Raw genomic sequence first — 24,607 nt, 5'->3', positions numbered from 1 at the left:
ACATAGTGTAGAATATTTTGTTACAAAAGAAAAAAGAGGTGAAAAAATGTCTACAGAAGAAAAAGAACAAAGAATAAAAAATTTATTTGATGAAATTGAAAAAGTCGATGAAAAAGATAAAAGTGCAATTATTGCATATATGCAAGGGACAAGAGAAACTAGAGAAAGGATATGTTTAGAGAGAAAAAAAGAAGAAATAGATAAGAAAAATAAAAGTGTGTGATTCTTAAAAATCACACACTAACTAAAAGTACATAAGAAGTTTGAAAAACCAAGGACTGTAGGGGTCTTTTGCGGTCTTGTTATAGATAGTAACAAAAGAACCAAGTTATAAAAAATAGGTGGATTAAATGAGGAAGAAAAATAGAAAGTATGTTGGATATGATTATGAAAGACTACATACAGAATTAATTGATTGTAATGAAATAGAAGTTATGGATGTGACAAAAGGATGTATTTATGAAACTAAGACAATAACAAGCGGAGTTATTAGAGAGGTAGAAATATATCCAACCTTTAGCAAAGACGAAATACCTTCTGAATGGAAAATAAAAAAAGATAGAGAAGCTCAAACAAGATTTAATGATAAAAGAGCTAGAAAGTACTTCATAAGAAAAATAAATACAAACTTTGGAAAAGGAGATTATTTTGTAACTTTAACATATGAAAAAGGTAAAGAGCCTAAGGCGTATGAAGAAGCTAAGAAAAATATAAAAATCTATATACGTAGACTTAATAGAAAGTATGAAAGAGAACAAAGAGGTCTAGGTATACAAAAGTCAAAGATAAAAAGAATTAAGTATATCTATGTAATAGAACATTCAGTAGAGAAGAATAAAATTAGATGTCATTATCACTTAATTATGAACTCAGTTTTGCCTATGGAAGTTGTAGAGGCTCAATGGACATTTGGAAGAAGGAATAATATTAGACGTTTAGATCCTGATGAAAAATGGTTAACTGGATTAGCTGAATATTTATCTAAAGACCCAAAAGGTAAAAAAAGGTGGGTTAGCAGTAGAAATTTAAAGAATCCAAAATTAACAGTAAGTGCATCTAAATTTTCAAAGAAAAAAATAAATAACATGACTAGATACAATCATTTAATCGAAGAAGAAATGCTAAAAATAAATCCAGGATATATTTTTATAGGCTCAGAAGTAAGAATAAACAAATATAATGGAAAGCCCTACATATATGCTTTAATGAGAAAGTTAGATTGATATAAAAAAAGAAATGAAGAACCTTGAAAATTGAATATATAAAGCTCTTTATAATTTGAATTGATATAAAAGGGAGGATGATTTATAGATGAGTTGTTTATTTGAAAATGACAATAAAATTTCTACTTGCAAAATAGATGAAGGTAAAAAAGAAGTATGCTCAAAAATGGCAAAAGAGCAGGGATATACAGATTGTATATATATAAAAACAAACAATAAAGAAGATGATTTAATTTGGTTAAATAAGCTAATTGAAGAATCAAAAGAAAGAGAAAAACTTTTAGATGATTATATAGAAAAATTCAAAGATAATGCAAATCTAAAATGCTTATGGAACTTAAATAGAGCTTATATAAGCATTTTAGAAAATATAAAAGAAAAGAAGAGTAAGAGATATGAAAAATAATGAAATGAAAGAATATAAAATAAAAAAAGTTGAAATAGTTGAGGATCATAGAGAAAAAAGAAAGAAATTTTTAGGAAAATAAGTTAAAAAAGGGAGCGAGCAGGTATATAAAATATACCTGCTCTAAAGAAAAATTTAATAATACTGTAAAATCGAAACATTACATAAATGTATTACAAGAAATATCTTAAATGAAAAGATATTAGTGAAATTATATCAATTGAATAAATAAAAATCAATTAAAAGTACCTATAAGAATTTTATTAAAAAGGAAAAGAGCAGATATATATAATACATCTGCTCTCTAATTTAAATTAAGAATAAGTAGAACATGAATATTTTTTAACTTTAGAATTAATTCTAAAGTTAAAAAATATTATATCAATAACATTAAATAAAATCAAAGAATTATAACTATAATATATTTTTTATTAGAAATAGGAGAGAGCAGGTATATAAAATATACCTGCTCTATAAAAGAACAAACGATTTAACTCAGATAAATGACTTAAATCTCTACACAAATTAAAAGTGTATTCATAAGAACCCCCATGTAATAAACCCCAATATCTTAATAAAAGATATTATCCAAATTATATCAATTAAAAAAATTAAAATCAATTAAAAGTACCTATAGGAAATTTATTAAAAAGGGAGAGAGCAGATATATTATTTATATCTGCTCTCTCAGTTCAGTAAAAAATGAAATATCTATAAACTCTAAGAAAAATTTAAAGTTAAAAAGTATTATACCAATAACACTAAATAAAATCAAAGAATTATACCTATAATATATTTTTTATTTATAAAATGTAAAGAGCAGGTATATAAAATATGCCTGCTCTTTAATAAAAATGAATATGTAACTTAAATTATGAATTTAAGTCTTTAAAAAGTAGAAAGTAAGAAGTTTGTTTATATGAACAACACATAATAAACACTAATACCTTAATAAAAGATATTATCCAAATTATATCAATTGAAAAAATTAAAATCAATTAAAAGTACCTATAGGAAATTTATTAAAAAGGGAAAGAGCAGATATAAATAATATATCTGCTCTCTCAGTTCAGTAAAATATGAAATATCTATAAACTCTAAGAAAATTTAAGGTTAAAAAGTATTATATCAATAACGTTAAATAAAATCAAAGAAATATATCTATAACTAATATATTTTTTATAAAAATGTTTATGAACATGAAAAGAGCAAGTATATAAAATATACCTGCTCTAAAGACAAAAATGAATAACGTAACTCAAAATAATGAGTTAAATATTTACAAAAAGTAAGAAAGTGTATTTATAAAACATCACCTAGTAAACCCCAATATCTTATAAAAAGATATTATCCAAATTATACCAATTGAAAAAATTAAAATCAAATAAAAGTACCTATAGGAAATTTATTATAAAAAATAGGGGGGTGAATATATGAAAAGCAGAAGATGGAGTAAGAAAGAAATAGAATATCTACAGGAAAAATGGGGAATTGAATCTATAAAAAATATAGCAAAGAAATTTAATAGGACTGAATTAGCTATAGCAATTAAAGCGAGACGGTTAAATTTAGGAGTATATTTAAAAAGTGGAGACTATATAACATTTAATGAATTATTAAATACATTAAGTTCAAGACCACGATTTTTAAGTGATAAATTAATTAAATATGGATGTCCAATAAAGTATAAGCGAGTTAAAAACAACAGATTTAGGATTATATATATAGACGATTTTTGGAATTGGGCAGAACAAAATAAACAGATATTAGATTTATCTGAATTAGAAAGAAATATATTAGGCAAAGAGCCAAGCTGGGTAGACAAAAAGAGAACAGAAGATATTGAAAGAAAAGTAAAATCTAAAAGATATCGTAAGTGGACATCTAAAGAAAGTGAATATCTAGTATTTTTATTAAAACAACATAAATATACATATGAAGATATATCAATTAGATTGGATAGAGATATAGAACAAATCGAAAGCAAAATAAAGCGTGAAGGTATAAAAGAAAGACCAATAATAGCAATAACAAAATGGAGTAAAGAAGAAATAGAAATATTAAATAAATGTATAAGAGAAAAAATGACATGTGAAGATATATCAAAAGAGATAAATAAAACAACAAAACAGATAAGAACTAAATTGTACAAGCTCTATGGAACAGAGAGTTTTAGTAAAGTAAGTGAAATATTAAAAAATACTGGTTAAAAAATAAAAAACAATGTTCATAAATTCAATTAAAAAAATGAATTTCAGTACCTTAAAAAACTAAAATACGTTCATTAATAAAAATGAACAAGGAGAATTAAATATGGACAGTATAGAATCATTGAAATATAGGATTGAAGAACTTGAAAAAGAAAATAAAGAGTTAAAAGAAGAGTTAAGCAAGTTTAAAAATAAAAAAAGAGGAAGGAAAAATAAGTTTGAGGCACATGATATAGAGTCAATGAAATTCTATAGATTTCAAGGTAAGTCATATAGAGAGATAGCCAGTATATTTAATTGCTCTACTGGATTAGTACATAAGTTAATAAACAGAAATTAATATAGGAGAGTGAGTCATATTGAGTAATGAAAAGAAGCCTAAAATGTGTGTAATGGATGAAGAAGTTGAAATAAGTGAATTTATTACACTAGATCAATCGGAAGTTATAAGAGACTTAGCAAAACAAATAAAGCAAAATAACAAAGATATAAGTGATATAGAAGCAATTAAACAGGCAGAAAAAGAACTACAAGGTAAAATATGTTCAAAGTGTGGAGTAGCTATAAAGACAGAACCAGTAGAAATGATAATAAATGGTGAAAAACATTATTTTCATGATGCTTGTTCTATTAATCCAGAAGTTAATTTTAATATGGTAAAAGAAGATGAATAGCATACAAAAAAGAGCGAGTGAATATTTAAAGAAGCAAAAAGAATTACTTAATACATATACAAAAGAAGAAGATAAGAAGCTTATAGAAATAGCAATAAATAAGTACGAAAAATTATTGGAGTGAATTTGTGAACATAGAAAAAATAAAGAAAAATAAGAGTTAAGTTACAAATAGTATCTTAACGAATTGAAACGGAGTGATATAAATGTTTGTTTCAAGAAAGAAACTAATAGAAAATTACGAAAGACAACTTAGAGACAGAGATAGTAGAATAAAGAAACTTGTAAGTGAAAATAAGACACTAAAACAAAGTAACTCTATACTAGATGAAATGATAGATGAACTAATAAAGGAAGTAGATAAATTAGTTAATAAGAAAATAAATAGGCTAGAAGCTCTTAAAAAGAGAACTAAGAGAGTAAGAATAAAAAAGAAATGTGAAGCTAAGATATTAGAACTAGAGAAGAAATACTTAGATTAAATATGGAGGTGATAAACATTAATATAAGAAATATATTAGGGATTGTATATATAGCAGTACTTGTACTCGGAGGTTTAGAGGTATTGGTGTCTATAAGTGATAAAAGAAAAAATAGGAGGTGTAAATAAAATGGATAAATATGAAGTTAAAGAAGTTGTTTGCGATTATGGAATATACGAAAATGGTAAGTTAGTTTTGCTAGTGAATGATTATCAAAATGCAAAACTTATTGTAGATATATTGAAGGCAGATAATGAAAAGAAGAGATATCAAAATCTAGTACAGTATAGATAATAAGGATGTGTAATAGATCATGTATAGGAATATGAAGAGAAGTGAGTCAACAGAACAAATGACATTGATAGATTGGTGTAACATAAATACTTGTATATATCCTGAGTTAGAACTTATATATCATATACCTAATGAAGGAAAGAGAAGTAACTATCAAGGAAAGAAACTTAAAAGAGAAGGCCTAAAAAAAGGAGTACCAGATTTATGTCTTCCAGTTCCTCGTAGGAATTATCATGGGTTATATATTGAAATGAAATATGGAAATGGCAGAACTAGTAAAGAGCAAAAAGAATGGATAAAGAAGCTCAATGAACAAGGATATAAAGCCGTAGTATGTAATGGATTTGAAGAAGCTAGAGATACAATAAAGGAATACTTAGATAATAAGAAGGTGATATAGGTGAGAGCGTTTGATATAAATGTAGAAAATAGAGCTAAAGAAATATCAAAAGAAGTAGTTAAAGAAGTTATGAAAGAGACTATGGATGAAAAGTACATAAATAAAATGGCTGGAGAAGTAGCTGAAAGGGCAGTATATAAAATATTAAATAGAGGTAAAGATTGGAGATTTAAGAATACCAAGTTGCTAATGAGAAACTATAAAAGTTTAAAGCAACATATCTTAAATGAAAAAGATGAAATAAAAATACTTTATGCAGATATGGATGAAGACTACGTAAAAGTGGATTATATGTGGTTAGAAAGTATTATAAAAAGCAAAGGAAAGACTGTTCAAATTTTAAAATATGTAGACGAACAATTAGAGTATTTAGAGCGAAAATATAAAGAAAGAAAACAATATGAAAAATATCAAGCATTTGAGTTATTGTTAATAGAAGGTAAAAGTAATATAGAGATGCAAAGAGAAATAGGATGTAGTAAGAATATGCCAAATAAGTGGACTAATGAAGTAGTTAGAGAGCTTAGTGTACTTCTTTGGGGAATAGATGCTATTTGTATGCATGTGGGATAAGTTGGGGACAAGTGGGAGTTTACTTAGGGAATTTAAAATGTTAATATGATAATATAGCAAAATTATAACTTAATGAAAAAAGAGAAATAGAGATTTAGTTTCAGACAGTCGACTTGGGTAACAGTAGACTTAAAACTAAGTTTCTAACGAAAAGACGAGATAATAATATCTGGTCTTTTTTTATTTTCTAAAATAAATCAAGAATAAAAGTAAAAATAGAATAGGCTTTATTTTTACATAGGGAAGATATTATATATTGTAAAAATAGAATTAAGTATTATATTAATTTACAATATGTAAACTAAAGTCTAGAATCTAATGTTAAATATATATAAATATACGTTTGATATAGAAAGGATAATGATAATGGCATATATCTATAGAATAAGTATGAGTGATGGTCAAGAACATATAAAGCATTATGAGGGTATTGATATTAAAGAGTTATGTGAATATATAGAACATATGAGATGGATAAGTATTAATGAGCATTTAAGTATATCAACACATCATATTGTATCAATAGAATGTATAGCAACATCAAACAAAGGTATTGCAACTATACTGAGAGATGGTGAACATACTATAAGACAGTTAAATAAATATTTAAAAGATATAAAAAATAATTTGGGTCCTTCTGAGGGGGTGGAGGCCTTGCGGGTATAGCTAACCCCAAAGTAAGGCTCAAAAAAATTAAAAAAAAATGGTTAACAAGTTAACAAAAAAATAGATAAAAATTGATTACAGGGGGTGGCTGTATGGCAGTGAAATACAAGGATGAAGACGAAAAATTAATTGTAAACACTGAAGCACTTTGTGCATTACTTTGTGTATCAAGAGTAGCTATAAAAAAGTGGGCTGATGAAGGATGTCCAAAGCACAGCCGAGGGTGGTGGGATTTGGCTGAGGTTTTAAAGTGGAAGGGTATGGTTGGTAGTGGAAACTTAAAATCTGTTAAAGATTCTAAGGATATGAGTTTTAAAGAAAAGAAGTTATATTATGAGATGAAATACAAAGAAGCTCAAGCAGAAAATATGTATTTAAAAAATTCAATAGCTAAAGGTGAGTACTTAAAGCGAGATGAGGTAATAGATGAACTCAATCGCTTTTTTGTTGTATTAAAAAGAAGTCTTATGGGACTTAGTAGAAAGATAGTAACAGATATAGGTTTAATTGTTGGTCAAACAACTGCAAGAAAAATAGAAAGTCAAATAAAAGAAGTTATAGAAGATGCATTGAGTCAAATGTGCATAAATGGAGTTTATGAGCCACCAAAATCAAAAAAAATTAAAGGGTGATGAATGGTCTACATGGCTTTCTAAAAGTCTAAAAATATTAAAACCACCTGAAAATCTAAGTGTTAGTCAGTTCTCAGATAAACATAGAATATTAGATTCAAAGACTTCGGCAGCACCTGGACCTTGGAGAACTAGTACAACACCTTATTTAGAAGGAATTATGGATGCTTTTAATGATAACGAAGTAGAAGAAATTATATTTTGTAAACCTACACAGGTTGGAGGTACAGAGGCTATGAATAATATGTTGGCCTATGTAATAGCACAAGATCCTGCACCAGCATTAGTTGTTTATCCAACTTTGGAATTAGCAGACTATGCTAGTAAAAACAGGATTCAACCTATGGTGGAATTAGCACCACAGTTAAAATCTAGATTTCAAGAAAAAGATTCTAAAGTTTTAGAATTACAGTTCAATGGAATGTATGTTGTTTTATCTGGAGCGAATTCCCCTGCATCATTAGCATCTAGACCAATAAGATATTTATTTTTAGATGAAGTTGACAAATATCCACCTAACTCTGGAAAAGAAGCTGACCCTATTTCATTAGCAAGAGAAAGAACAAAGACATTTGCATACAATAAAAAGATATTCCTAACATCAACGCCTACTGTAAGGGATGGAAATGTGTGGAAGGCATTTGAAGGAGCAGATGAAAAAAGATATTATTATGTACCATGTCCTCATTGTGCAACCTATCAACAGTTTAAGTTTAAACAGATTAAATGGCCTAAAGGTGTAGATGTAAGTGAGGTAACAAATTTAGCATACTATGAATGTGAAGAGTGCAAAGGAAAAATTAATGATGGTCATAAAATGAATATGCTTAGAAATGGTAAATGGAAAGCTGAAAATAAAAGCTCAAGTAGAAAAAAACTAGCATTTCATTTAAATACAATATATTCTCCTTGGGTTAGGTTTGGAGATATAGCATATGAGTTTTTAAAATCTAAAAACTTTCCTGATATGCTTCAAAACTTTGTAAATTCATGGCTTGCAGAACCTTGGGAAGAAACTCAATTAAAACTTAATTCAGATGTTGTAATGGAAAGACAAAGTGAATATGAAGAGTTTATAGTTCCAGATAAGGCTCAAGTACTTACAGCTGGTGTAGACGTTCAAAAAGAAAAACTATATTACACAATAAGAGCATGGGGACCAAACTATACATCTTGGAATATAACACATGGTGAAGTATTTACCTTTGAAGATATAGAAGAAAGAATGAATGCTATATATAAAAAGAAAAATGGAGATGTATTTCAAATATCTCTTTGTTGTATAGACTCAGGGGATAGAACAGAGGAAGTCTATGACTTCTGTTATTCAAATAGTGATTGGGTTATGCCTGTTAAAGGTGCTAGTAATCAAATGTTTACTAGGTATAAAATAAGCACAATAGATAAAATAAGTTCTAAAGCACATGGTATGAGATTAGTAATAGTAAATACTAATCAATATAAAGAAACTATAGCAAGTAGGCTTATTAGGTCAAATGGAACAGGAAGTTTTATGGTTTATAAAAAATGTGATTTAGATTATGCTCAACAAATAACTAGTGAACATAAAGTTAAAGTCAAAAAAGGTGGTCGAGAAGTTGAAGTTTGGAAAACAAAAACAGCCCATGCAGACAACCATTATTTAGACTGTGAAGTCTATGCCTGTACAGCAGCAGACTTATTAAATATAAGATATCTCAAAGAAGATGAAGAAGAACCTATAGTTATCAATGCACAAGAAAAAAATAAAGATGAACACAATAATAATAACGGATGGATTAATAATAAAGGAGGTTGGATTTGATGAGAGATAGGTTAAATTCAATAGAAAATGCTATTGATGCTATCGAAAATGGAGCTCAAGAATACCAAATAGGAACTCGAAGAGTAAAAAGAGCCGACCTAAAAACATTATATGAAGAAAGAAGAAGACTAAGAGCTGAGTTAAATTCAAGTGAAGGGTACAGTACAAAAGTAGCTGTATTTGATACTAGATAAATGAATTTACTAGATAAAACTATTTTTTATATAAATCCTAAATTAGGTTATCAAAGGATGGCATGGAGGGAAGCAGCTCAAAGATCATATGATGCAGGAGATAATGGAAGGCGTAATTTAAATTGGAATGTTGTAAATGGAACTGCAGAACAAACAGACAGCATGCAAAGAGATACTATAAGGGCTAGAGCTAGGGATTTAGAAAGAAATTCAGATGTAGCAGAGGCTATTATTAATGCATATGAGAGAAATGTAGTAGGTAGAGGATTTAAACTTCAAGCCAAGATTTTAAATAAAGATGGCAAAGAAGATGAAGAGTTAAACAAAGAAATTGAAGAACTATTTAAAGAATGGCAAAAACCTAAAAATTGTGATATAACAGCACAACAAAGTTTTAAAGAACTATGTACAATGGCTGTAAGACGAATGAAGGTTGACGGAGCCATTATTTTTATAAAAAGTTATACGAAAGATGGTATAGTACCATTTAAATTACAAGCTAAAGAAGTAGATGAACTAGATACTAACCTTAATTGGAGAAATGAAAAAAATAATAATCGAATTGTTGGTGGTATAGAGTTAGATATCAATAATAAACCGATAGCTTATCACTTTAAAGAATATACTCCTGATGGATACTATACAGGCAAGACAATAAGAGTCGAGGCAGATAGAGTAATCTATTTATATAAAAAGAGTAGGCCATCTCAAATTAGAGAAATATCTTTATTATCTAGAACTATTGGTAGAGTTAGGGATATAAATGAATTTGTTGAAGCAGTTTCTGTAAAAGAAAGAGTAACTGCTTGTTTAAGTGCATTTATAACTAAGGTAGATCCAGGAAGTTCTTCTATAGGAAGAGGAAGAGTACAAAGAGATACTAAATCAGGATATGAACAAAAAACATTAACACCAGGTATGATAATGGAATTACAACCAGGAGAAGATGTAAAGGCTGTAAATCCTTCAAATACAGGGTCAAGTTCTAAAGACTTTGTAACGTCTCAATTAAGACTTGCAGGAGCTGGACAAGGCTTAAGTTATGAAGCAATTAGTAGAGATATGTCTCAAGTAAATTACTCTAGTGCAAGACAAGGGTTACTAGAAGATCAAAAAACATATAAAGAGATACAGGATTTCCTTATAGACCATTTTTTAAGTGAGGTTTATGAGGAATTTTTAAATGCAGCAATACTTAATAAAAATATTAATATAAAAGATTTTTATAAAAATAAAAGAAAATACTTAAAGCACAATTGGATACCAGCAGGTTGGGGATGGATAGACCCACTAAAAGAAGTTAAGGCCAATCAAACGGCTATAGAATCAAATATAGATACATTAGCAAGAGTTTGTGCTGAAAGGGGTGAGGACTGGAGAGAGGTTATAGAGCAAAGAGTAAGAGAAACAGAATACTTAAAAGAATTGAATAGAGGTGACTTAGATAATGCCACAACAAGCAAAATTAAAGCAAAAGAATAACAATATAAGGTCTATATCAGGCGAAATAAAAGTAAATGAAGATGATAGAAGTATAGAACTTTCATTTAGTTCTGAAAAGCCTGTTGCTAGATGGTTTGGAAATGAAATATTAAGTCATAGTGCAAATGCAGTTGACTTAACAAGACTAAATGAGATAGGAGTACTTTTATTTAACCACAATAGAAGCAAAGTAATAGGAAAAGTTGAAAAGGCATGGATAGATGAAGCAGAGAAAAAAGGAAGAGCTATAGTACGATTTGATTCGGACGAAGAGTCAGAAATAATTTTCCAAAAAGTTAAAAGTGAAACCTTAAGAGGAGTATCTGTTAGTTATTCAGTAGATGCCTGGGAAGAAGTAAAGGCAGGAAAAATGTCTAGTGACGGTAGATTTATGGGACCTTGTGAGATAGCTACTAAATGGATCCCGAATGAAATATCAATTGTATCTGTTCCAGCAGATGAAACGGTAGGTGTAGGAAGAGAGCTAGAAGGTGTTTCAGAAGGGGAAGATACTACTGTAACAAATGAACAAAGAGATAATAACAAAGGAGAAGGTGAGAGAGACATGTCTAAAAATACAAATAAAAATGAAGAAGAAAGACAAATATTAGAGGCTGAAAGACAAAGAGCATCAGAAATAAATACATTATGTAGGGAATTTAATATAGATGGACAAGAATTTATAGCAAATGGTACAAGTGTAGATGAAGTTAGAAGTCACATATTGAATCAGTTAAGAAGTGAAAAAGCACCTTTACCTGGAAATGTTCAAGTTATTAAGGATGAGACAGATAAATTTAGAAATGCTGCATCAGATTCAATATTAATGAGATCTGGAACAAGATTAGAAAATGTTTCAGATGGAGCTAGAGACTTAAGAGGTTTAAGATTAAGAGATATAGCTGTTGAGTGCTTAAGAATGGATGGAAAAATTGATGCATCTAGATATGATAATGAACGATTATTTAGAGAAGCATTTACTCCAGGAAGTAATTTTTCAGCTATATTAGATAATACAGTAAATAAAAGTATGCAAACAGCATATAAAGTTCAATCATCAACATATAAAGAATGGGTAAGTACAGGTAGCAATCCAGACTTTAAAGCAACTACAAAGTATCAAATAAGTGAGGCTGGAGACTTAAAGTTAATACCTGAAAATGGTGAGTTTGAACATGATGAAATGAAAGACCAAGGAGTTAAAACAAGCTTACTTACTTATGGTAAATCTTTCAGTATATCAAGACAAGCTCTTATAAATGATGATATATCTATAATAACTAAATTACCTCAAGCTTATGTAAGAGCAGCTGATAGAGGTATAAATAAACTTGTTTATCAAATGTTAGGTAAGAATTCTAAGATATATGATAATGTTGAACTATTCCATAGCAAACATGCTAACTTAGCTAAAACAGCAGGAGTAATAAATGTAGCAACTATGGGTGAAGCAAGAAGAGCTATGAGAAGTCAAAAGAATTTAAGAGGACTAGAAACATTAAATATATCACCACAATATTTAATAGTACCTGCTGCCTTAGAAACACAAGCAGAACAATTTTTAAATTCTATATCTGATCCAGCATTTAATAATGCTAATATAGTAAATCCATTTAGAAATAAGCTTAAGTTAGTTGTAGATCCAGAACTAGACGTATATAGCGAAGATGCGTGGTATTTAGCAGCAAGCCCATTTGATTGTGACACTATAGAGGTAACATACTTAAATGGTTCAGATATGCCTACATTAGAAAGTGCTATATCATTTGATAATTTAGGTATGAAGTGGAGAATATTTATAGACTATGGTGTTACAGCAATAGACTATAAAGGATTATATAAAAATGCAGGTAAATAGAAGTAAAAATTATGCTTACATTACACATAAAAAAGGGAGAATTTTAATTTAATTCTCCTTATTTTATAGCAATAAAATATGAAATCTTATAAAGAAGAGTTCAAGATAAAAATATAAAATAGGATGGTGAAATAATAATGGCTAGATATATAAAAGAAGGTAATACGATATGTAAATCAAATGATACAAGAGCAACTATATTATATGGAGATGTTGTTAAATTAGGAACTAGGATTGGAATAGCAGCGTCTAATATAAGTCCTGGTGAAATTGGTTCTATAAGTGTTGTAGGTGTTTATGAAATGGCAGCAGAAAAGACGGAAGTATTTTCAATAGGTGATACTGTTTATTTAAACGAATCAGGTAATATAACTAAAACTAAAGGAGATACTATTGCAGGATGGATTGTAGAAGATAAGCCATCAGGTACACCAGTAGCTATAGTAAAAATAGGGTAATGAGTAATTTATCTAATCAAGCTATAGATGATTTAAAAATATTTTTTGAAGATTTTTCAGAACAAGTATATTTAAATGGCATCCCTATAGATATAGTAATAGACCTTGATAGATTACAAGATAGAAGTAAAAAAGAGTATGATGGAATACATGTGGGGGATTTATTGTACTATTGCAAAGTCAATGACTTCTCACATACTCCAGAGGTAGGAGAAGTACAAATGCTTAATAAAAGAAGTTATAAAGTATTTGATGTAAGAGAAGACTTAGGGCTATATGAAATAATCCTAAAAGGAGCCAGTAGTTAATGGCTAATAATACTTTTATAAATGATAAAGAGCTAAAAAAGATAGCTATAAAGTTTAAGGATTTTCCAAATAAAGTTCCAGCAGCTACAGCAGCAGCGATAAATAGAACTCTTACATATACAATTACTCAAACAAAGAAAGAAGTTACTAATGAATACTCTATAAAACAAAAAGATGTAGGAGCTACATTAAAGAAAAAAAGAGCTAGTAAAGGAAGTTTAAATGCCTATATTGAATCAAAAGGAAGTACTATAGCTTTAAGTAAATTTCCATATAATCCAAAAAAGTATAAAAAAAGAAATAAGAAAGTTAAGGTAAAAGTAAAAAAGCAAGAAGGATATAAAGTAATAAAAACATCACCTACAGCATTTGTTCAAACTATGAATGGAGCAACTCATATTTGGATGAGAGAAGGCAAAAAAAGAACTCCTGTAAGGCTTTTAAGAACATTGTCAGTACCTCAAATGATTTCAAATGAGAAAGTAATAAAGGCGATAGAAAAAAAAGCAAGTGAAAAACTGCAGGAGAGGATAGAACATGAAATTGAATGGAGATTAAATAAACTATGACAGACGAAGATATATTAAACAAAATAAAAGATTTACTAGATAAAAGACTTAAAGACATAAAGTTAGAAAAAGCTAGTGATGATAATAAAAAATATGAACTAGTACCACCAGCAATACATATCTGCTGGGCTCCTCCAAAAAACTGTCTTCATGAATATGGATATGATATACCAGGAATCGTAATTTGTTCTGATAACGGAAAAGATGATGGTGATGATGTATTTTTAAATATACGATTAAACATACAAACATATGATATAGGGTTGACTTTAGAAGATAGAATTATACCAAATTCTAAAGGATATACTGACATATTAAATTTAATAACTAAAATAAGAATGATATTAAATGAAAGCCCTTCTGATATAGGAATTATCGTAGAAAAACCTATTGAGTGGGGCTTTTATGATGAACAAATATATCCTTATTGGGCTGGATATATAACTTTTAAAGTTAAAATGTGTCCATTACCAATAATAAATAATTTTTTATAGGAGGTGTATGATATGACTTCATACAAACATGGTGTATATGGCGAATATATTCCATCAAATGAGCAGATAGTTACTACATCTAACACAATACCTATATATATAGGTGTTGCACCTGTACATAGGGTTTTAAACTGTGAAAGCAAAGTAAATAAACCAATAATGATATCTAATTTAGATGAAGCTCAAATTGAAATGGGATATAGTTCTGATGATGACTTTGATAAATATACGTTATCTGCAGCTGTATTTGCACATTTTAAAAACAAAATGCAAAGTATAGGACCAATTATATTGATAAATGTTTTAGATCCTAGTCTAAGTAAGAAAAATGTATCTGCAAAAGACACTCCTGTCTTAAATAAAAGAATAGTTCTTGATGAAAATACAATATCTAGCTCTATAAAAATAGCAGATAAAGTATTAGATACAGATTATAAAATAGATATAGATTCAACAACTGGTAATGTAATCATTACATTTATTACAGAGGCACCAAGTACTGTTAGCTTAAGTTATAGTACTGTTACAATAAATACAACTAATCAAGATATAATAGGCTCATATGATGCTGGTACAGGTGAAAGAAAGGGTATATATTGTGTTCACACAGTGTATGAAGACCTTAATATAGCACCTAATATATTATGTGTACCTAAGTATGGTAAAAATCTTATAGTTAGAAATAAGTTATTAGAAGTATCAAAAAGCATAAGTGGATTATGGGATAGTGTTATATATACTGATTTAGATACCTCTTTAAATAACTATAGTCAAGCGATAGAAAAAAAGGAATCTGATGGACTCTCTTCTATAGACGAAAAACTTTGTTGGCCAATGGGTAAGATGCAAGGCAAGAAAATGTATATGTCTATTTTAGCTATAGTTAGAACTCAACAAACTGATGTAAAAAATAATGGTATACCATGTGAGACTCCTTCAAATAAACCAATAGATATATCAGGACTAGTAAATGACTCTAATAAAGATATAAAGCTTACTATAGATACAGCCAATATCTTAAATTCAAAAGGAATAACAACAGCATTATTTTATGGTGGTAAATGGGTTTTATGGGGTTCTCATATGAGCAGTTTTGAACATGGTAAAACTAATAAGCCTGAAGAAATGTTTGATATTAATAGGAGAATGAATATATATTTAAACAATGACTTTAAAAAAAGAAATGCTGAAAAAGTTGATAAGCCTATGACTAGAAATGACATAGACGCTCTTCTTAATACTGAGCAAATACGATTAAATTCTTTAATTAGCGAAGGTAAATTATTATTTGGAAAAATAGAATTTAGAAATACAGATAATATTGTTTCTGATTTAATGCAAGGAAATTTTGTATTTGATACTTTAACAACTACAACTATTCCTGCTAAATCTCTTACTCAAAGAATTCAATATAGTTCTCAAGGAATATTAGACATGATAGGTGGTGAATAGAATGAAAATAGGAAATAAAGTTATAAATTATTCTGTGTATGCACAGGGCAAAAAAATAGGTGATACATCAAGTGTAGAACTTCCTGAAGTAGAAATGTTAACGGATTCAATAAAAGGTTCTGGAATAATAGGAGAAATAGATTTACCTTCTCCATATCAAGTAGGAAGTATGACTTTATCAATATCTACAAGGGTATCTAATAATCCAGATGATTTAGCCTTACTTATGGATGGAAAAGATATAGAGGTTAGATGGGTAACAGATGCCTTAGATAGTTCTACTGCATCAACAGATATTATAGGTCATAAAGCGTTTATAAAGTGTATACCTAAGAAAATAGGTGAGGGTAAAATCGAACCTGGTTCTGGACAAGATGGAAGTTTTGAATTCGAAATATTATCATATAAACGTGTAACAAATGGGAAAATAATATTAGAAATAGATAAATTAAATGGTATTTTTAAAATAAATGGAGTAGATAAAACTCAGCCAATAAATGCATTGTTATAAAATCTTTATATTATTAGACATTTAATAGTAAATCCTGTTAAAATACTTGTTATATTAATATAATAAATAAGAAATAGGAGTGATAGTATGGAGTATAGACCATTTACTCAATATGACTATATTCTTTTAATAATTTTATTAGCAGGAGTCATTATTTATATGTATTACTCAAAATATAAAAAATAAAATAAATAAAAAAAGAAGTCCTTTAAGGGCTTCTTTTATATTTTAGGAGGTATTTAATTATGAATGAAAATGTAGTAGATATAGAAGTTATTGAACATCCAAATAGATTAATTTTAAGTAAACCTATAATGATTGATGGTGAAGAAAAAAAGTATATAGACTATAATACAGACAACTTAACAGGTGGATCAATAGAAAAAGCTATACAAGAACTAGTTAAAAGACAAGTATTTGTAGTATCACCTGAAATAGATACGGTTTTACATGCTCAATTATTCGCATTTGCAAGTGGATTAGATTATTTAGATATAAATAGACTTTCAATGAAAGATTATGTAAAGGCAACGGATATAATAAGGGCTTTTTTCATAAATTAGGTGGATTTACTCCACCTGATTTTATAAGAAAATCAATAGCTCAAATAACATTAGAAACATCTAACTCAAGAAGAGACTGTTTAGAAATGCCTATAAAAGAGTTAGTTGAATATTATTTTGATTTGGCCGATGAATTAGAGGCTAGAAATAAATCAAAATAGTGAGGTGAATAATGAAAAGTTTTAATACTAATATAATAATTGGTGGTAAACTTAATCCATCTCTTCAAAGAGCTTTTGATGCTATAACTAAGTTTGCATCTAAAAGTTCAAATGCTTTTAAGACTGTTACTAATAGTTCAACTAGACTTAATAGCTCCTTAGGTAGAACCTCTTCATGCTCTAGAGGACTTATAACAGCATCTAATAATGCCTCTCGTTTAAGTAAAAATTTAAGAAATGCAGCTAGTGAAGCAAAGAAAACTGTAAAAACTATGGCATTAGCTGGAACAACTGCTGGTGCTGCATTAGCCGTCAAAGGTTCTAAAGATATGTTGTCTGAAGCATCATCAATGGAGCAGTATAGAAACACATTAAACATAGTTATGAAAGATAACAAAAAAGCAGGGGAAACCTTCAAATGGGCTGTTGATTATGCTAATAAAACACCTTTTGAAACAGGAGATATAGTAGATGGAACAGTTAAACTACAAAGTTATGGCCTTGAAGCTCAGAAAGTATTACCATACATAGGTGATATGGCGGCTGCTATGGGTAAAGGAATGGATCAAGCGGTTGAAGCCGTGGCTGATGCTCAAACTGGAGAATTAGAAAGACTTAAAGAATTTGGAATTACCAAAGAGCAAATAGTAAAACAAGCGAATAAAAAACTTGGAGACCTTGAAGTTGTAAATAACAAAGGTCAAATAACAAATCAAAGAGCCTTTAATGCTTCATTAATGAGTCTTATGAAAGAACGATTTGAAGGTGGTATGCAAATACAAGCGAATAGCTTTAAAGGAGTTATGAGTACTATATCTGGTGTATGGAAGTCAGGATTAGCTCAAATGGCTGGTATAAGTAATGAAGGGCTTGTTGTAGACGGTAGTTTTTTTGATGTTATTAAAGATAAGGCTGTTCAAATAAGTGAAAAATTACAAGGACTTCAAGCTAGTGGTAAATTTGAAGAATTACAAAAGAGTTTTGGTAAATTTGCTACAGATATATCAAATGGTATAGATATAGCATTACCTAAATTAATGAATTTAGGTAACTATATGTTAACTCATGGACCACAAATAATGAATATAGCTAGATTTATAGGTATGTCTTTTTTAACATGGAAAGCTATAAGTTTTGTATCTAATGCAGTAACTACTATATCAAATTTAGCAGGCATGTTAAGGTTAGCTAGAACACAATATTTACCTTTATTATTTGCTAAAATGCAAGATATGGCATTAACAGCAGGTATTATTGGTTTATATACCTGGGATGCAGTGTGTAAAGGTGCCTCAGCAATTAAAACCTTCTTATTAGCAGGAGCGCAAGGAGCTTTAAACGTAGCTGTGGCTATAGGTACTGGTGTAATGGGAGCCTTTGGTGCTGTAATGGCTTTTTTAACCTCTCCTATAGGTCTTGTTATTATTGGAGTTACATTATTAGTTGCAGGACTTATATATCTATGGAATACATCAGAAACTGTAAGAACTTCTGTTACAAACTTTTTTAGCACCTTAAAACAATGGGGTGTGGATGCTTGTAATGCAGTTATAAATGCTTTAAATTCACTGATAGACCTTATAAATAAAATACCACTAATAAATATCCCTAAAATACCTAATGTAGGAGGAAACTCAAAAAGTGGCAAATCATCAAAAGGAATGAAAAAGTATGCAAAAGGTGGTATTGCAACACGACCATCTATTTGTGGTGAAGCAGGTCCAGAGGCTGTTATACCATTAAAGAAAAATAACCCTAGAAGTATTCAACTATTAGAACAAACTAGTAGAATATTAGGAGTTAATCAAGGTGTATCTAGAGAACCTTTAGGAACTTTAAAGCCTAGAAATATTTCTTTAAAAAGCAAAAGATCAACATCTTCTAATGGTGATGGTAATTATTATACTTACAGTCCTACAATATATGCAGGAAGTAATGATAAACAGCAAATAAAAGAAATGCTATTATCTAGCTTTGAAGATTTCAAGGATTTCATAGACAATATAAATGAAGATGGTGAAAGGGTAAACATAGATGAAACAATATTTAACATATAATACATTACAAGGAGATACTTTTGATAGTATCTCCTTAGACTTTTATGATGATGAATACTATGCTAGTGAAATAATAAAAGCTAATCCAGATGTTGGAACTATATTAGTATTTGATGAAGGTGTAGAACTTAATATTCCTATACTTGATATAGAAGCTAATTCATCATTGCCACCTTGGAAGAGGTGATTAAATGATAATTAAAGTTAACAAAGTAGATATATCTCATGATTTAAATGTAATAGGAGCTATTATAAACGATAATGCTGGTGATATTTATGATAGCTTAGAAATCTGTATATCAGATATAGAAAATGACTGGAGAATATGGAATATAGATACTGATGAAACAATTGAGATAATCCAAGATGGATTTTCAAGTGGTTTAATGTATGTAGATACTGTTTATATAAATAGTGGGAAATGTATAATAAAAGCAAATTCACTCAAAAGAAAATATAAAGAAATAAAATGTTCTACTTTAGAAAATATAACATTTTTAAAATTTGCATCAACTATAGCTGAAAGATTAAATCTAAATCTTGAAACTTATGAAATAAATAACTATACCTATGATAGATTGGATCAGATTAATAAGACAGATTTTTCTTTTTTAGTATCTAGGTGTATTTTAGAAGGATACAGAGCTAAGGTTACTAATAATAAACTCGTTATATATAATGAAAATCTTTTTGAAGCTAAAGATCCTATTGATGAATTTACTCCAAAAGACTTTATAGGTAAATATAAATTTAGAAAAAGTAACTTAGATACTTATTCTAAATGTGAAATACAATATTTTGCTAAAGAGTATATAAAATCAGAAATTATCAATACATTGGATAATGCAAGTGTTCTTAAGCCAAAAGTAAGAGTTTCATCTGTTGTAGAAGGCAATAGATTTTGTGAAAATATACTTAAATATAAAAACAAGTATATTAATACATTAAATATTTGTGTAAACTTAAATACTAATTTAGCTGGTTCAAGTATTATTGAAATAAAAGAAGTTGGAGCATTTTCAGGAAAATATTTTATAGAAAGTATAAAGCATGATTTTATAAAAAATAGAAGCTATATATATGCTAGAAAGGTGGATTGATATGATTATTAGAGGAGTTATATCAAATATAACTGATTCAAGTAATATAAGAGTCGTAATGCCTACTCAAGAGTCAACCGTCTCTTATAGCCTTGAATTAGCATACCACATAGATATAAATACATTAAGTGTAGGTGATAAAGTTGTAGTTGCTTTTTATACTGATACTGAAGGAGTGATAATTGCAAAATGTCAATAATAGGAAGCTTTGCGAATAAAGTATTTAAGGTAAGCTCTAATCATTTATATACTTTTGATGAATTTACTATGAATAGTGAATTAAAAATTGATGAACAAGAAGTAGACGGTAGTAAACCATCTACTTATATAAAAGGTCCTGGGTTAGATAAGGTGTCTTTAAATGTCTCATTAATAAAACAAAAAAACATTGATGTAAGAAATGAAATAGATGAATGGAAAAAAATAAAAGATTCTAAAGCACCATATCATCTAATAATTGGTAATAGAAATTTAGCAACATATAAGTTTCTACTTACTAATGTTGATGTTAGTGAAACAAAAATAGGTGTTTCTGGAGAGTATCTAAAGGCCAAAGTTCAACTTCAATTTTCAGAATATGTAAGAGCAGGAAAGAAAGAGGAAAATACTACTACATCCAGTTCGAGTAATAACACTACTAAAAGTAGTACTAAGAGTACTTCAAAAAAATCTACTGCTGGAACAACTAAATCATCTAAAAAAAGTAAGAAAAGAAAAAATAAAAATGCATCAAAATCTAAATCAAAAAATAAAACTAGTAAAAGTGATAATAGTAAAATAGAAGCTCTAGAAAAGGAGTTATATGGATAATGCTTTATAATATTAATTCAAATAAATCATATATAAACTGGAATGCTACTGATGATGAAAGAATTATACAAAATATAATTAATATATTAAATACAGTACGGTATGAAGTTGCATATGATAGAGTAATGGGAAGAAATCCAGAAAACTTAGATAGAAATTTTTTAGATGTACAAAGCCTATTGATATCAGAAACCTATGATTTAATAGAAGAATATGAACCAAGAGCAAAAATTAAAAATGTACTTGTAAAGCAACTTCCAAGTGGAGAAATAGATATTGAGGTGGTGGTAGATATTGAGTGATATAAATTTTGTAAATATAGATGCAAAGACTATTAATTTAAAAATTATTAATGATTTTGAAGAGTTAATTGGTGAACCTTTATATCCAGGAGATGAAAGGCGTATTTTCTTACAACAATTAACACCTTTAATCGTTGGTATAAAACATGAAATAAATGATTCTTCAAAATAAAATCTTCTCAGATACTCAAGAGGTGAAAAACTTGACGGTATAGGAGAAGATTTATTTTTTACAGAAAGACTTGAAGCTCAAAAAGCTAGTTGTAAATGTAAATGTAAACTAAGCAAAATTCAAGATACTGATATAGTAATACCAGCTAACACAAGAGTTTCTCCTGATGGAAATATTTATTTTAAAACTAGAGAAAAAATAACTATATGCTCAGGACAATTAGAAGCTATAGGAATATTAGATGCTGAAAAAGTAGGTCCAGAGTTTAATGGTTTTATACCAGGACAAATAAACTTAATGGTGGATTTAATCCCTTTTGTTGAATCAATAGTAAATATTGAAATGTCAGCAGGAGGTTCGAATATTGAATCTGATGAAAGGTATAGAGAACGTTGTAGACTATCTCAAAAAGCATTATCTACAGCAGGACCAGATGATGCTTATATAGCTTTCGCTAAAGGTTCTCATCCAAGTATTATAGATGCAAAACCTACTTCACCATCTCCAGGAGTTGTTAAAATAGTTATCTTATTAGATGGTGCTGTTGATCCTACAGAGGAGATTATTAATAAAGTTCTTGAAGATTGCTCTAGAAGAGATAGAAGACCTTTAACTGACAAGGTAGAGGTTGAAGGTTGTGAGGAAGTACAATATGATATTAACTTAACATATTACTTAGATAGAAATCACTCATATAAAGAAGCTATATATAGAAAAGCCATTGAAGGTGAAAGCTTAGATCTAACTACAGGAGCTATAAGAGAATATATAAATTGGCAACAGTCTAATCTAGGTAAATCAATCAATCCAGATGAACTTAGATATAGAATTCAAGATGCAGCAACCTATTCAACTACAACTAATGATAAATTTACTGCAGTTAGAAAAATAGAATTAACATCACCTACTCATATAGATATTAAAGATATTCAAGTAGCTAAAGCAAGAAATATAAATGTTGTTTATGGAGGATTAGACTAATGGATATTAATAATGTAGATTTATTAGATCTTCAAACTAGTCACATGAAGCAAGATCCTTCTACTATAGCTATGTGTAAAGCATTAAATCCTGTTTTTAAAGAACTTGCTAAAGAGGCTAAACTCGCTTTTATATATGGAAGAATAGATCAACTTGATAATAATACACTAGACGAATTAGCATGGCAATTTTATGTTGATTTCTATAGTGTTGATTTTCCTATTAGTGTTAAAAGAAATTTAATAAAAAATGCAAAGAAAATACATAAATTAAAAGGAACACCTGCTGCTGTTGAAATTTTATTAACATCTATATTTGGTAATGCAGTACTAAAAGAGTGGTTTGAATATAATAGTACTCCTTTTATGTTTAAAGTACGAATAGAAGTAGAAAACAATATAAATTTATTATTAGATAAGTTTGAAGAATCTATTAATGTTGTAAAAAATACTAGATCACATTTAGAAAAAATAGAACTATACTCTGTGTCTAAAAACACAACTTATATAGCATCTTCTTTGCTATCTGGAGAGAAAGTAACTACTTTTCCTTGGTCTCCTAAAGACTTAAATTCAAAAGGTACTTTACATATAGCTATAGGTAATAACGGTGGAGTTGAAAATACAACTATATATCCTAAGAAAGAGGTGATTTAATGAATGAACAATTTTATACTATTTTAACTCAAATAGGTAAAGCTAAAATAGCAAATGCTACAGCATTAGGAACACAAATAAATATAGTTAAATTTCATGTAGGAGATGGTAATGGATCATATTATAATCCTACTGAAGAACAAACACAACTAAAAAACAAACTATGGGAAGGTAATATTAGTTCAATACGAGTTGATGATGAAAACCAAAATTGGATAATATTAGAGGCTGTAATACCAGGTTCTGATGGTGGATTTATGGTTAGAGAAGTAGGGGCTGTCGATTCAGACGGTAACTTAATAGCTATAGGAAAGTTTCCTGAAACATATAAACCTATTGCTGGAGATGGAAGTGTAAAAGATTTAATACTTAAAATGGTATTAGAAGTATCTAATACATCTAGTGTCACTCTTAAAATAGATCCTACTGTTATACTAGCAACTAAAAAAGATATCTTAGATTTAGAAGAAAAAATAAATAGTATCGAATTAGTTGACACAAAAGTTAAATTAACTGACCCGGATAATCTCTTTGAACTTGGAGAAGATGCTAATATAAATAAAGCATTAATAAAATTATTTAATAAATCTAACCAAATTGAAGAAGATTTAAACGTTCAAAGGCTAAAAGCTATAACAATACACAATAAGTTAGATAAATGCTTATAATAGGGAGGTGATAATTGTGGATCAATTAGATATAAATACACCTTTGAAAGATGTTCTTGTTGCTATAGATAAAAAGGCTGCACGAGCTAATGTAGATAGAGATACACTTGAAAGTATACTTGTTGGTAAAAGTGTAAATGTTGTACCAGGTTCAAAATTAAGTGTATTAATTGAAAAAGTTAGGGAAGAAATTAATACTAGAAAAAAAGTAGCAACAGGTTCATTAACTATAGGAAAGACATACTCACGCCCTGACTCAAATAATATAAATAGAAATGTTTATATAGCTAATGTAACAAATTTAGACTTTAAGCCTAGTAAAGTTTACTTTTATACAATACCTCCTTTAGGGGCAATTTATGAAGAAATACTTATATGTTATCTTGATCTAGATATAAACTCAAATTATAGCTACATAACATATACAGATAATCAGTATATGTTGTT

Annotated in this window: 34 protein-coding genes and 1 pseudogene; all 35 read left to right on the top strand. The window is 28.6% G+C overall.

Going from position 1 to position 24,607, the window contains the following annotated elements; genetic code table 11:
• Positions 1–46 precede the first annotated feature (46 nt).
• Entirely contained in the window at positions 47–223 is a 177-nt protein-coding gene (locus ABCP60_RS13700) for a hypothetical protein (RefSeq protein WP_343101913.1), read from the top strand.
• A 127-nt stretch (positions 224–350) separates the two neighbouring features.
• Positions 351–1,223, top strand: a complete 873-nt coding sequence (locus ABCP60_RS13695; RefSeq protein WP_343101912.1) for a hypothetical protein — start codon at positions 351–353, stop codon at positions 1,221–1,223.
• An 88-nt stretch (positions 1,224–1,311) separates the two neighbouring features.
• Entirely contained in the window at positions 1,312–1,629 is a 318-nt protein-coding gene (locus tag ABCP60_RS13690; RefSeq protein ID WP_343101911.1) for a hypothetical protein, read from the top strand.
• 1,433 nt (positions 1,630–3,062) lie between these two features.
• Entirely contained in the window at positions 3,063–3,839 is a 777-nt protein-coding gene (locus ABCP60_RS13685; protein WP_343101910.1) for a hypothetical protein, read from the top strand.
• Positions 3,840–3,942: 103 nt separating this feature from the next.
• Entirely contained in the window at positions 3,943–4,179 is a 237-nt protein-coding gene (locus ABCP60_RS13680; protein ID WP_343101909.1) for a hypothetical protein, read from the top strand.
• Positions 4,180–4,198: 19 nt separating this feature from the next.
• Positions 4,199–4,513 (top strand): hypothetical protein, encoded by a 315-nt coding sequence (locus ABCP60_RS13675; RefSeq protein WP_343101908.1) that lies wholly within the window; start codon positions 4,199–4,201, stop codon positions 4,511–4,513.
• The gene (locus tag ABCP60_RS13670; RefSeq protein WP_343101907.1) at positions 4,506–4,637 is read left to right on the top strand and encodes a hypothetical protein; all 132 of its coding nucleotides are present in this window, start codon (positions 4,506–4,508) and stop codon (positions 4,635–4,637) included. The genes ABCP60_RS13675 and ABCP60_RS13670 overlap by 8 nt, the downstream gene beginning before the upstream one ends.
• A gap of 82 nt (positions 4,638–4,719) precedes the next feature.
• Positions 4,720–4,995 (top strand): hypothetical protein, encoded by a 276-nt coding sequence (locus tag ABCP60_RS13665; RefSeq protein ID WP_343101906.1) that lies wholly within the window; start codon positions 4,720–4,722, stop codon positions 4,993–4,995.
• Between the two features lie 96 nt (positions 4,996–5,091).
• Positions 5,092–5,289 (top strand): hypothetical protein, encoded by a 198-nt coding sequence (locus ABCP60_RS13660; protein WP_343101905.1) that lies wholly within the window; start codon positions 5,092–5,094, stop codon positions 5,287–5,289.
• A 19-nt stretch (positions 5,290–5,308) separates the two neighbouring features.
• Positions 5,309–5,689, top strand: a complete 381-nt coding sequence (locus tag ABCP60_RS13655) for a VRR-NUC domain-containing protein (RefSeq protein WP_343101904.1) — start codon at positions 5,309–5,311, stop codon at positions 5,687–5,689.
• Positions 5,690–6,262, top strand: coding sequence for a hypothetical protein (locus tag ABCP60_RS13650; RefSeq protein WP_343101903.1), 573 nt, complete (start codon positions 5,690–5,692; stop codon positions 6,260–6,262).
• A gap of 366 nt (positions 6,263–6,628) precedes the next feature.
• Positions 6,629–6,928 carry a hypothetical protein gene (locus ABCP60_RS13645; RefSeq protein ID WP_343101902.1) on the top strand — a complete coding sequence of 100 codons (300 nt, stop codon included), beginning with the start codon at positions 6,629–6,631 and terminating at the stop codon, positions 6,926–6,928.
• Between the two features lie 92 nt (positions 6,929–7,020).
• Positions 7,021–7,560 carry a hypothetical protein gene (locus ABCP60_RS13640; protein WP_343101901.1) on the top strand — a complete coding sequence of 180 codons (540 nt, stop codon included), beginning with the start codon at positions 7,021–7,023 and terminating at the stop codon, positions 7,558–7,560.
• A complete protein-coding gene (locus tag ABCP60_RS13635) occupies positions 7,526–9,364 on the top strand; it encodes a phage terminase large subunit family protein (protein ID WP_343101900.1) in 1,839 nt (612 codons plus the stop codon). The genes ABCP60_RS13640 and ABCP60_RS13635 overlap by 35 nt, the downstream gene beginning before the upstream one ends.
• Positions 9,364–9,558: a hypothetical protein gene (locus ABCP60_RS13630; RefSeq protein WP_343101899.1), complete on the top strand. Its 195-nt coding sequence runs from the start codon at positions 9,364–9,366 to the stop codon at positions 9,556–9,558. The genes ABCP60_RS13635 and ABCP60_RS13630 overlap by 1 nt, the downstream gene beginning before the upstream one ends.
• 57 nt (positions 9,559–9,615) lie before the next feature.
• Positions 9,616–11,040 (top strand): phage portal protein, encoded by a 1,425-nt coding sequence (locus ABCP60_RS13625; protein WP_343101898.1) that lies wholly within the window; start codon positions 9,616–9,618, stop codon positions 11,038–11,040.
• A complete protein-coding gene (locus tag ABCP60_RS13620; RefSeq protein WP_343101897.1) occupies positions 11,006–12,898 on the top strand; it encodes a prohead protease/major capsid protein fusion protein in 1,893 nt (630 codons plus the stop codon). The genes ABCP60_RS13625 and ABCP60_RS13620 overlap by 35 nt, the downstream gene beginning before the upstream one ends.
• A gap of 137 nt (positions 12,899–13,035) precedes the next feature.
• Positions 13,036–13,356, top strand: coding sequence for a DUF2190 family protein (locus tag ABCP60_RS13615; RefSeq protein ID WP_343101896.1), 321 nt, complete (start codon positions 13,036–13,038; stop codon positions 13,354–13,356).
• Complete coding sequence (locus ABCP60_RS13610; RefSeq protein ID WP_343101895.1) at positions 13,356–13,664, top strand: hypothetical protein; 309 nt, start codon at positions 13,356–13,358, stop codon at positions 13,662–13,664. The genes ABCP60_RS13615 and ABCP60_RS13610 overlap by 1 nt, the downstream gene beginning before the upstream one ends.
• On the top strand, positions 13,664–14,233 hold the full coding sequence (locus tag ABCP60_RS13605; protein WP_195940953.1) for a phage tail protein: 570 nt from the start codon (positions 13,664–13,666) through the stop codon (positions 14,231–14,233). The genes ABCP60_RS13610 and ABCP60_RS13605 overlap by 1 nt, the downstream gene beginning before the upstream one ends.
• Positions 14,230–14,727, top strand: a complete 498-nt coding sequence (locus ABCP60_RS13600; RefSeq protein ID WP_343101894.1) for a hypothetical protein — start codon at positions 14,230–14,232, stop codon at positions 14,725–14,727. Before ABCP60_RS13605 ends, ABCP60_RS13600 begins: the two co-directional genes overlap by 4 nt.
• 12 nt (positions 14,728–14,739) lie before the next feature.
• A complete protein-coding gene (locus tag ABCP60_RS13595; RefSeq protein ID WP_343101893.1) occupies positions 14,740–16,179 on the top strand; it encodes a hypothetical protein in 1,440 nt (479 codons plus the stop codon).
• Position 16,180: 1 nt separating this feature from the next.
• Positions 16,181–16,690 (top strand): phage major tail tube protein, encoded by a 510-nt coding sequence (locus tag ABCP60_RS13590; protein ID WP_343101892.1) that lies wholly within the window; start codon positions 16,181–16,183, stop codon positions 16,688–16,690.
• A gap of 245 nt (positions 16,691–16,935) precedes the next feature.
• Positions 16,936–17,253: a hypothetical protein gene (locus tag ABCP60_RS13585; RefSeq protein ID WP_343101891.1), complete on the top strand. Its 318-nt coding sequence runs from the start codon at positions 16,936–16,938 to the stop codon at positions 17,251–17,253.
• A 172-nt stretch (positions 17,254–17,425) separates the two neighbouring features.
• Positions 17,426–19,471 carry a tape measure protein gene (locus ABCP60_RS13580; RefSeq protein WP_343101890.1) on the top strand — a complete coding sequence of 682 codons (2,046 nt, stop codon included), beginning with the start codon at positions 17,426–17,428 and terminating at the stop codon, positions 19,469–19,471.
• Positions 19,449–19,658, top strand: a complete 210-nt coding sequence (locus tag ABCP60_RS13575; RefSeq protein WP_343101889.1) for a tail protein X — start codon at positions 19,449–19,451, stop codon at positions 19,656–19,658. The genes ABCP60_RS13580 and ABCP60_RS13575 overlap by 23 nt, the downstream gene beginning before the upstream one ends.
• 4 nt (positions 19,659–19,662) lie before the next feature.
• Positions 19,663–20,571 carry a hypothetical protein gene (locus ABCP60_RS13570; RefSeq protein WP_343101888.1) on the top strand — a complete coding sequence of 303 codons (909 nt, stop codon included), beginning with the start codon at positions 19,663–19,665 and terminating at the stop codon, positions 20,569–20,571.
• Position 20,572: 1 nt separating this feature from the next.
• Positions 20,573–20,770, top strand: coding sequence for a hypothetical protein (locus tag ABCP60_RS13565; RefSeq protein WP_343101887.1), 198 nt, complete (start codon positions 20,573–20,575; stop codon positions 20,768–20,770).
• Complete coding sequence (locus ABCP60_RS13560) at positions 20,761–21,381, top strand: phage tail protein (RefSeq protein WP_343101886.1); 621 nt, start codon at positions 20,761–20,763, stop codon at positions 21,379–21,381. The genes ABCP60_RS13565 and ABCP60_RS13560 overlap by 10 nt, the downstream gene beginning before the upstream one ends.
• Positions 21,381–21,683, top strand: a complete 303-nt coding sequence (locus ABCP60_RS13555) for a hypothetical protein (RefSeq protein ID WP_343101885.1) — start codon at positions 21,381–21,383, stop codon at positions 21,681–21,683. Before ABCP60_RS13560 ends, ABCP60_RS13555 begins: the two co-directional genes overlap by 1 nt.
• Positions 21,676–21,855: a hypothetical protein gene (locus ABCP60_RS13550; protein WP_343101884.1), complete on the top strand. Its 180-nt coding sequence runs from the start codon at positions 21,676–21,678 to the stop codon at positions 21,853–21,855. The genes ABCP60_RS13555 and ABCP60_RS13550 overlap by 8 nt, the downstream gene beginning before the upstream one ends.
• A 33-nt stretch (positions 21,856–21,888) precedes the next feature.
• Positions 21,889–22,836 (top strand): annotated as a pseudogene (locus ABCP60_RS13545) (baseplate J/gp47 family protein); the annotation flags it as partial.
• Complete coding sequence (locus ABCP60_RS13540) at positions 22,836–23,492, top strand: phage tail protein I (RefSeq protein ID WP_343101883.1); 657 nt, start codon at positions 22,836–22,838, stop codon at positions 23,490–23,492. The pseudogene ABCP60_RS13545 and the gene ABCP60_RS13540, both read left to right, overlap by 1 nt.
• Positions 23,492–24,160, top strand: a complete 669-nt coding sequence (locus tag ABCP60_RS13535; RefSeq protein WP_343101882.1) for a phage tail protein — start codon at positions 23,492–23,494, stop codon at positions 24,158–24,160. The genes ABCP60_RS13540 and ABCP60_RS13535 overlap by 1 nt, the downstream gene beginning before the upstream one ends.
• Before the next feature lie 16 nt (positions 24,161–24,176).
• A partial coding sequence (locus tag ABCP60_RS13530; protein WP_343101881.1) for a hypothetical protein occupies positions 24,177–24,607 on the top strand: 431 nt, incomplete at its 3' end.

Source organism: Romboutsia sp. MSSM.1001216sp_RTP31141st1_G3_RTP31141_220114 (genome assembly GCF_039031195.1).
GTDB classification, from domain to species: Bacteria; Bacillota; Clostridia; order Peptostreptococcales; family Peptostreptococcaceae; genus Romboutsia_C; species Romboutsia_C hominis.
Note: the sequence above shows the minus strand (reverse complement) of the source record. Positions and strands in the feature narration are given on the sequence as shown.

Coding starts and splice junctions, on each gene's coding strand:
- ABCP60_RS13560 (WP_343101886.1), top strand. CDS start 20,761: ATGTCAATAATAGGAAGCTTTGCGAATAAAGTATTTAAGGTAAGCTCT.
- ABCP60_RS13695 (WP_343101912.1), top strand. CDS start 351: ATGAGGAAGAAAAATAGAAAGTATGTTGGATATGATTATGAAAGACTA.
- ABCP60_RS13685 (WP_343101910.1), top strand. CDS start 3,063: ATGAAAAGCAGAAGATGGAGTAAGAAAGAAATAGAATATCTACAGGAA.
- ABCP60_RS13645 (WP_343101902.1), top strand. CDS start 6,629: ATGGCATATATCTATAGAATAAGTATGAGTGATGGTCAAGAACATATA.
- ABCP60_RS13590 (WP_343101892.1), top strand. CDS start 16,181: ATGAAAATAGGAAATAAAGTTATAAATTATTCTGTGTATGCACAGGGC.
- ABCP60_RS13580 (WP_343101890.1), top strand. CDS start 17,426: ATGAAAAGTTTTAATACTAATATAATAATTGGTGGTAAACTTAATCCA.
- ABCP60_RS13600 (WP_343101894.1), top strand. CDS start 14,230: ATGACAGACGAAGATATATTAAACAAAATAAAAGATTTACTAGATAAA.
- ABCP60_RS13620 (WP_343101897.1), top strand. CDS start 11,006: ATGCCACAACAAGCAAAATTAAAGCAAAAGAATAACAATATAAGGTCT.
- ABCP60_RS13690 (WP_343101911.1), top strand. CDS start 1,312: ATGAGTTGTTTATTTGAAAATGACAATAAAATTTCTACTTGCAAAATA.
- ABCP60_RS13575 (WP_343101889.1), top strand. CDS start 19,449: ATGAAACAATATTTAACATATAATACATTACAAGGAGATACTTTTGAT.
- ABCP60_RS13640 (WP_343101901.1), top strand. CDS start 7,021: ATGGCAGTGAAATACAAGGATGAAGACGAAAAATTAATTGTAAACACT.
- ABCP60_RS13615 (WP_343101896.1), top strand. CDS start 13,036: ATGGCTAGATATATAAAAGAAGGTAATACGATATGTAAATCAAATGAT.
- ABCP60_RS13535 (WP_343101882.1), top strand. CDS start 23,492: ATGAATGAACAATTTTATACTATTTTAACTCAAATAGGTAAAGCTAAA.
- ABCP60_RS13670 (WP_343101907.1), top strand. CDS start 4,506: ATGAATAGCATACAAAAAAGAGCGAGTGAATATTTAAAGAAGCAAAAA.
- ABCP60_RS13605 (WP_195940953.1), top strand. CDS start 13,664: ATGGCTAATAATACTTTTATAAATGATAAAGAGCTAAAAAAGATAGCT.
- ABCP60_RS13700 (WP_343101913.1), top strand. CDS start 47: ATGTCTACAGAAGAAAAAGAACAAAGAATAAAAAATTTATTTGATGAA.
- ABCP60_RS13635 (WP_343101900.1), top strand. CDS start 7,526: ATGAGCCACCAAAATCAAAAAAAATTAAAGGGTGATGAATGGTCTACA.
- ABCP60_RS13610 (WP_343101895.1), top strand. CDS start 13,356: ATGAGTAATTTATCTAATCAAGCTATAGATGATTTAAAAATATTTTTT.
- ABCP60_RS13585 (WP_343101891.1), top strand. CDS start 16,936: ATGAATGAAAATGTAGTAGATATAGAAGTTATTGAACATCCAAATAGA.
- ABCP60_RS13540 (WP_343101883.1), top strand. CDS start 22,836: ATGGATATTAATAATGTAGATTTATTAGATCTTCAAACTAGTCACATG.
- ABCP60_RS13665 (WP_343101906.1), top strand. CDS start 4,720: ATGTTTGTTTCAAGAAAGAAACTAATAGAAAATTACGAAAGACAACTT.
- ABCP60_RS13655 (WP_343101904.1), top strand. CDS start 5,309: ATGTATAGGAATATGAAGAGAAGTGAGTCAACAGAACAAATGACATTG.
- ABCP60_RS13680 (WP_343101909.1), top strand. CDS start 3,943: ATGGACAGTATAGAATCATTGAAATATAGGATTGAAGAACTTGAAAAA.
- ABCP60_RS13630 (WP_343101899.1), top strand. CDS start 9,364: ATGAGAGATAGGTTAAATTCAATAGAAAATGCTATTGATGCTATCGAA.
- ABCP60_RS13555 (WP_343101885.1), top strand. CDS start 21,381: ATGCTTTATAATATTAATTCAAATAAATCATATATAAACTGGAATGCT.
- ABCP60_RS13570 (WP_343101888.1), top strand. CDS start 19,663: ATGATAATTAAAGTTAACAAAGTAGATATATCTCATGATTTAAATGTA.
- ABCP60_RS13625 (WP_343101898.1), top strand. CDS start 9,616: ATGGCATGGAGGGAAGCAGCTCAAAGATCATATGATGCAGGAGATAAT.
- ABCP60_RS13595 (WP_343101893.1), top strand. CDS start 14,740: ATGACTTCATACAAACATGGTGTATATGGCGAATATATTCCATCAAAT.
- ABCP60_RS13565 (WP_343101887.1), top strand. CDS start 20,573: ATGATTATTAGAGGAGTTATATCAAATATAACTGATTCAAGTAATATA.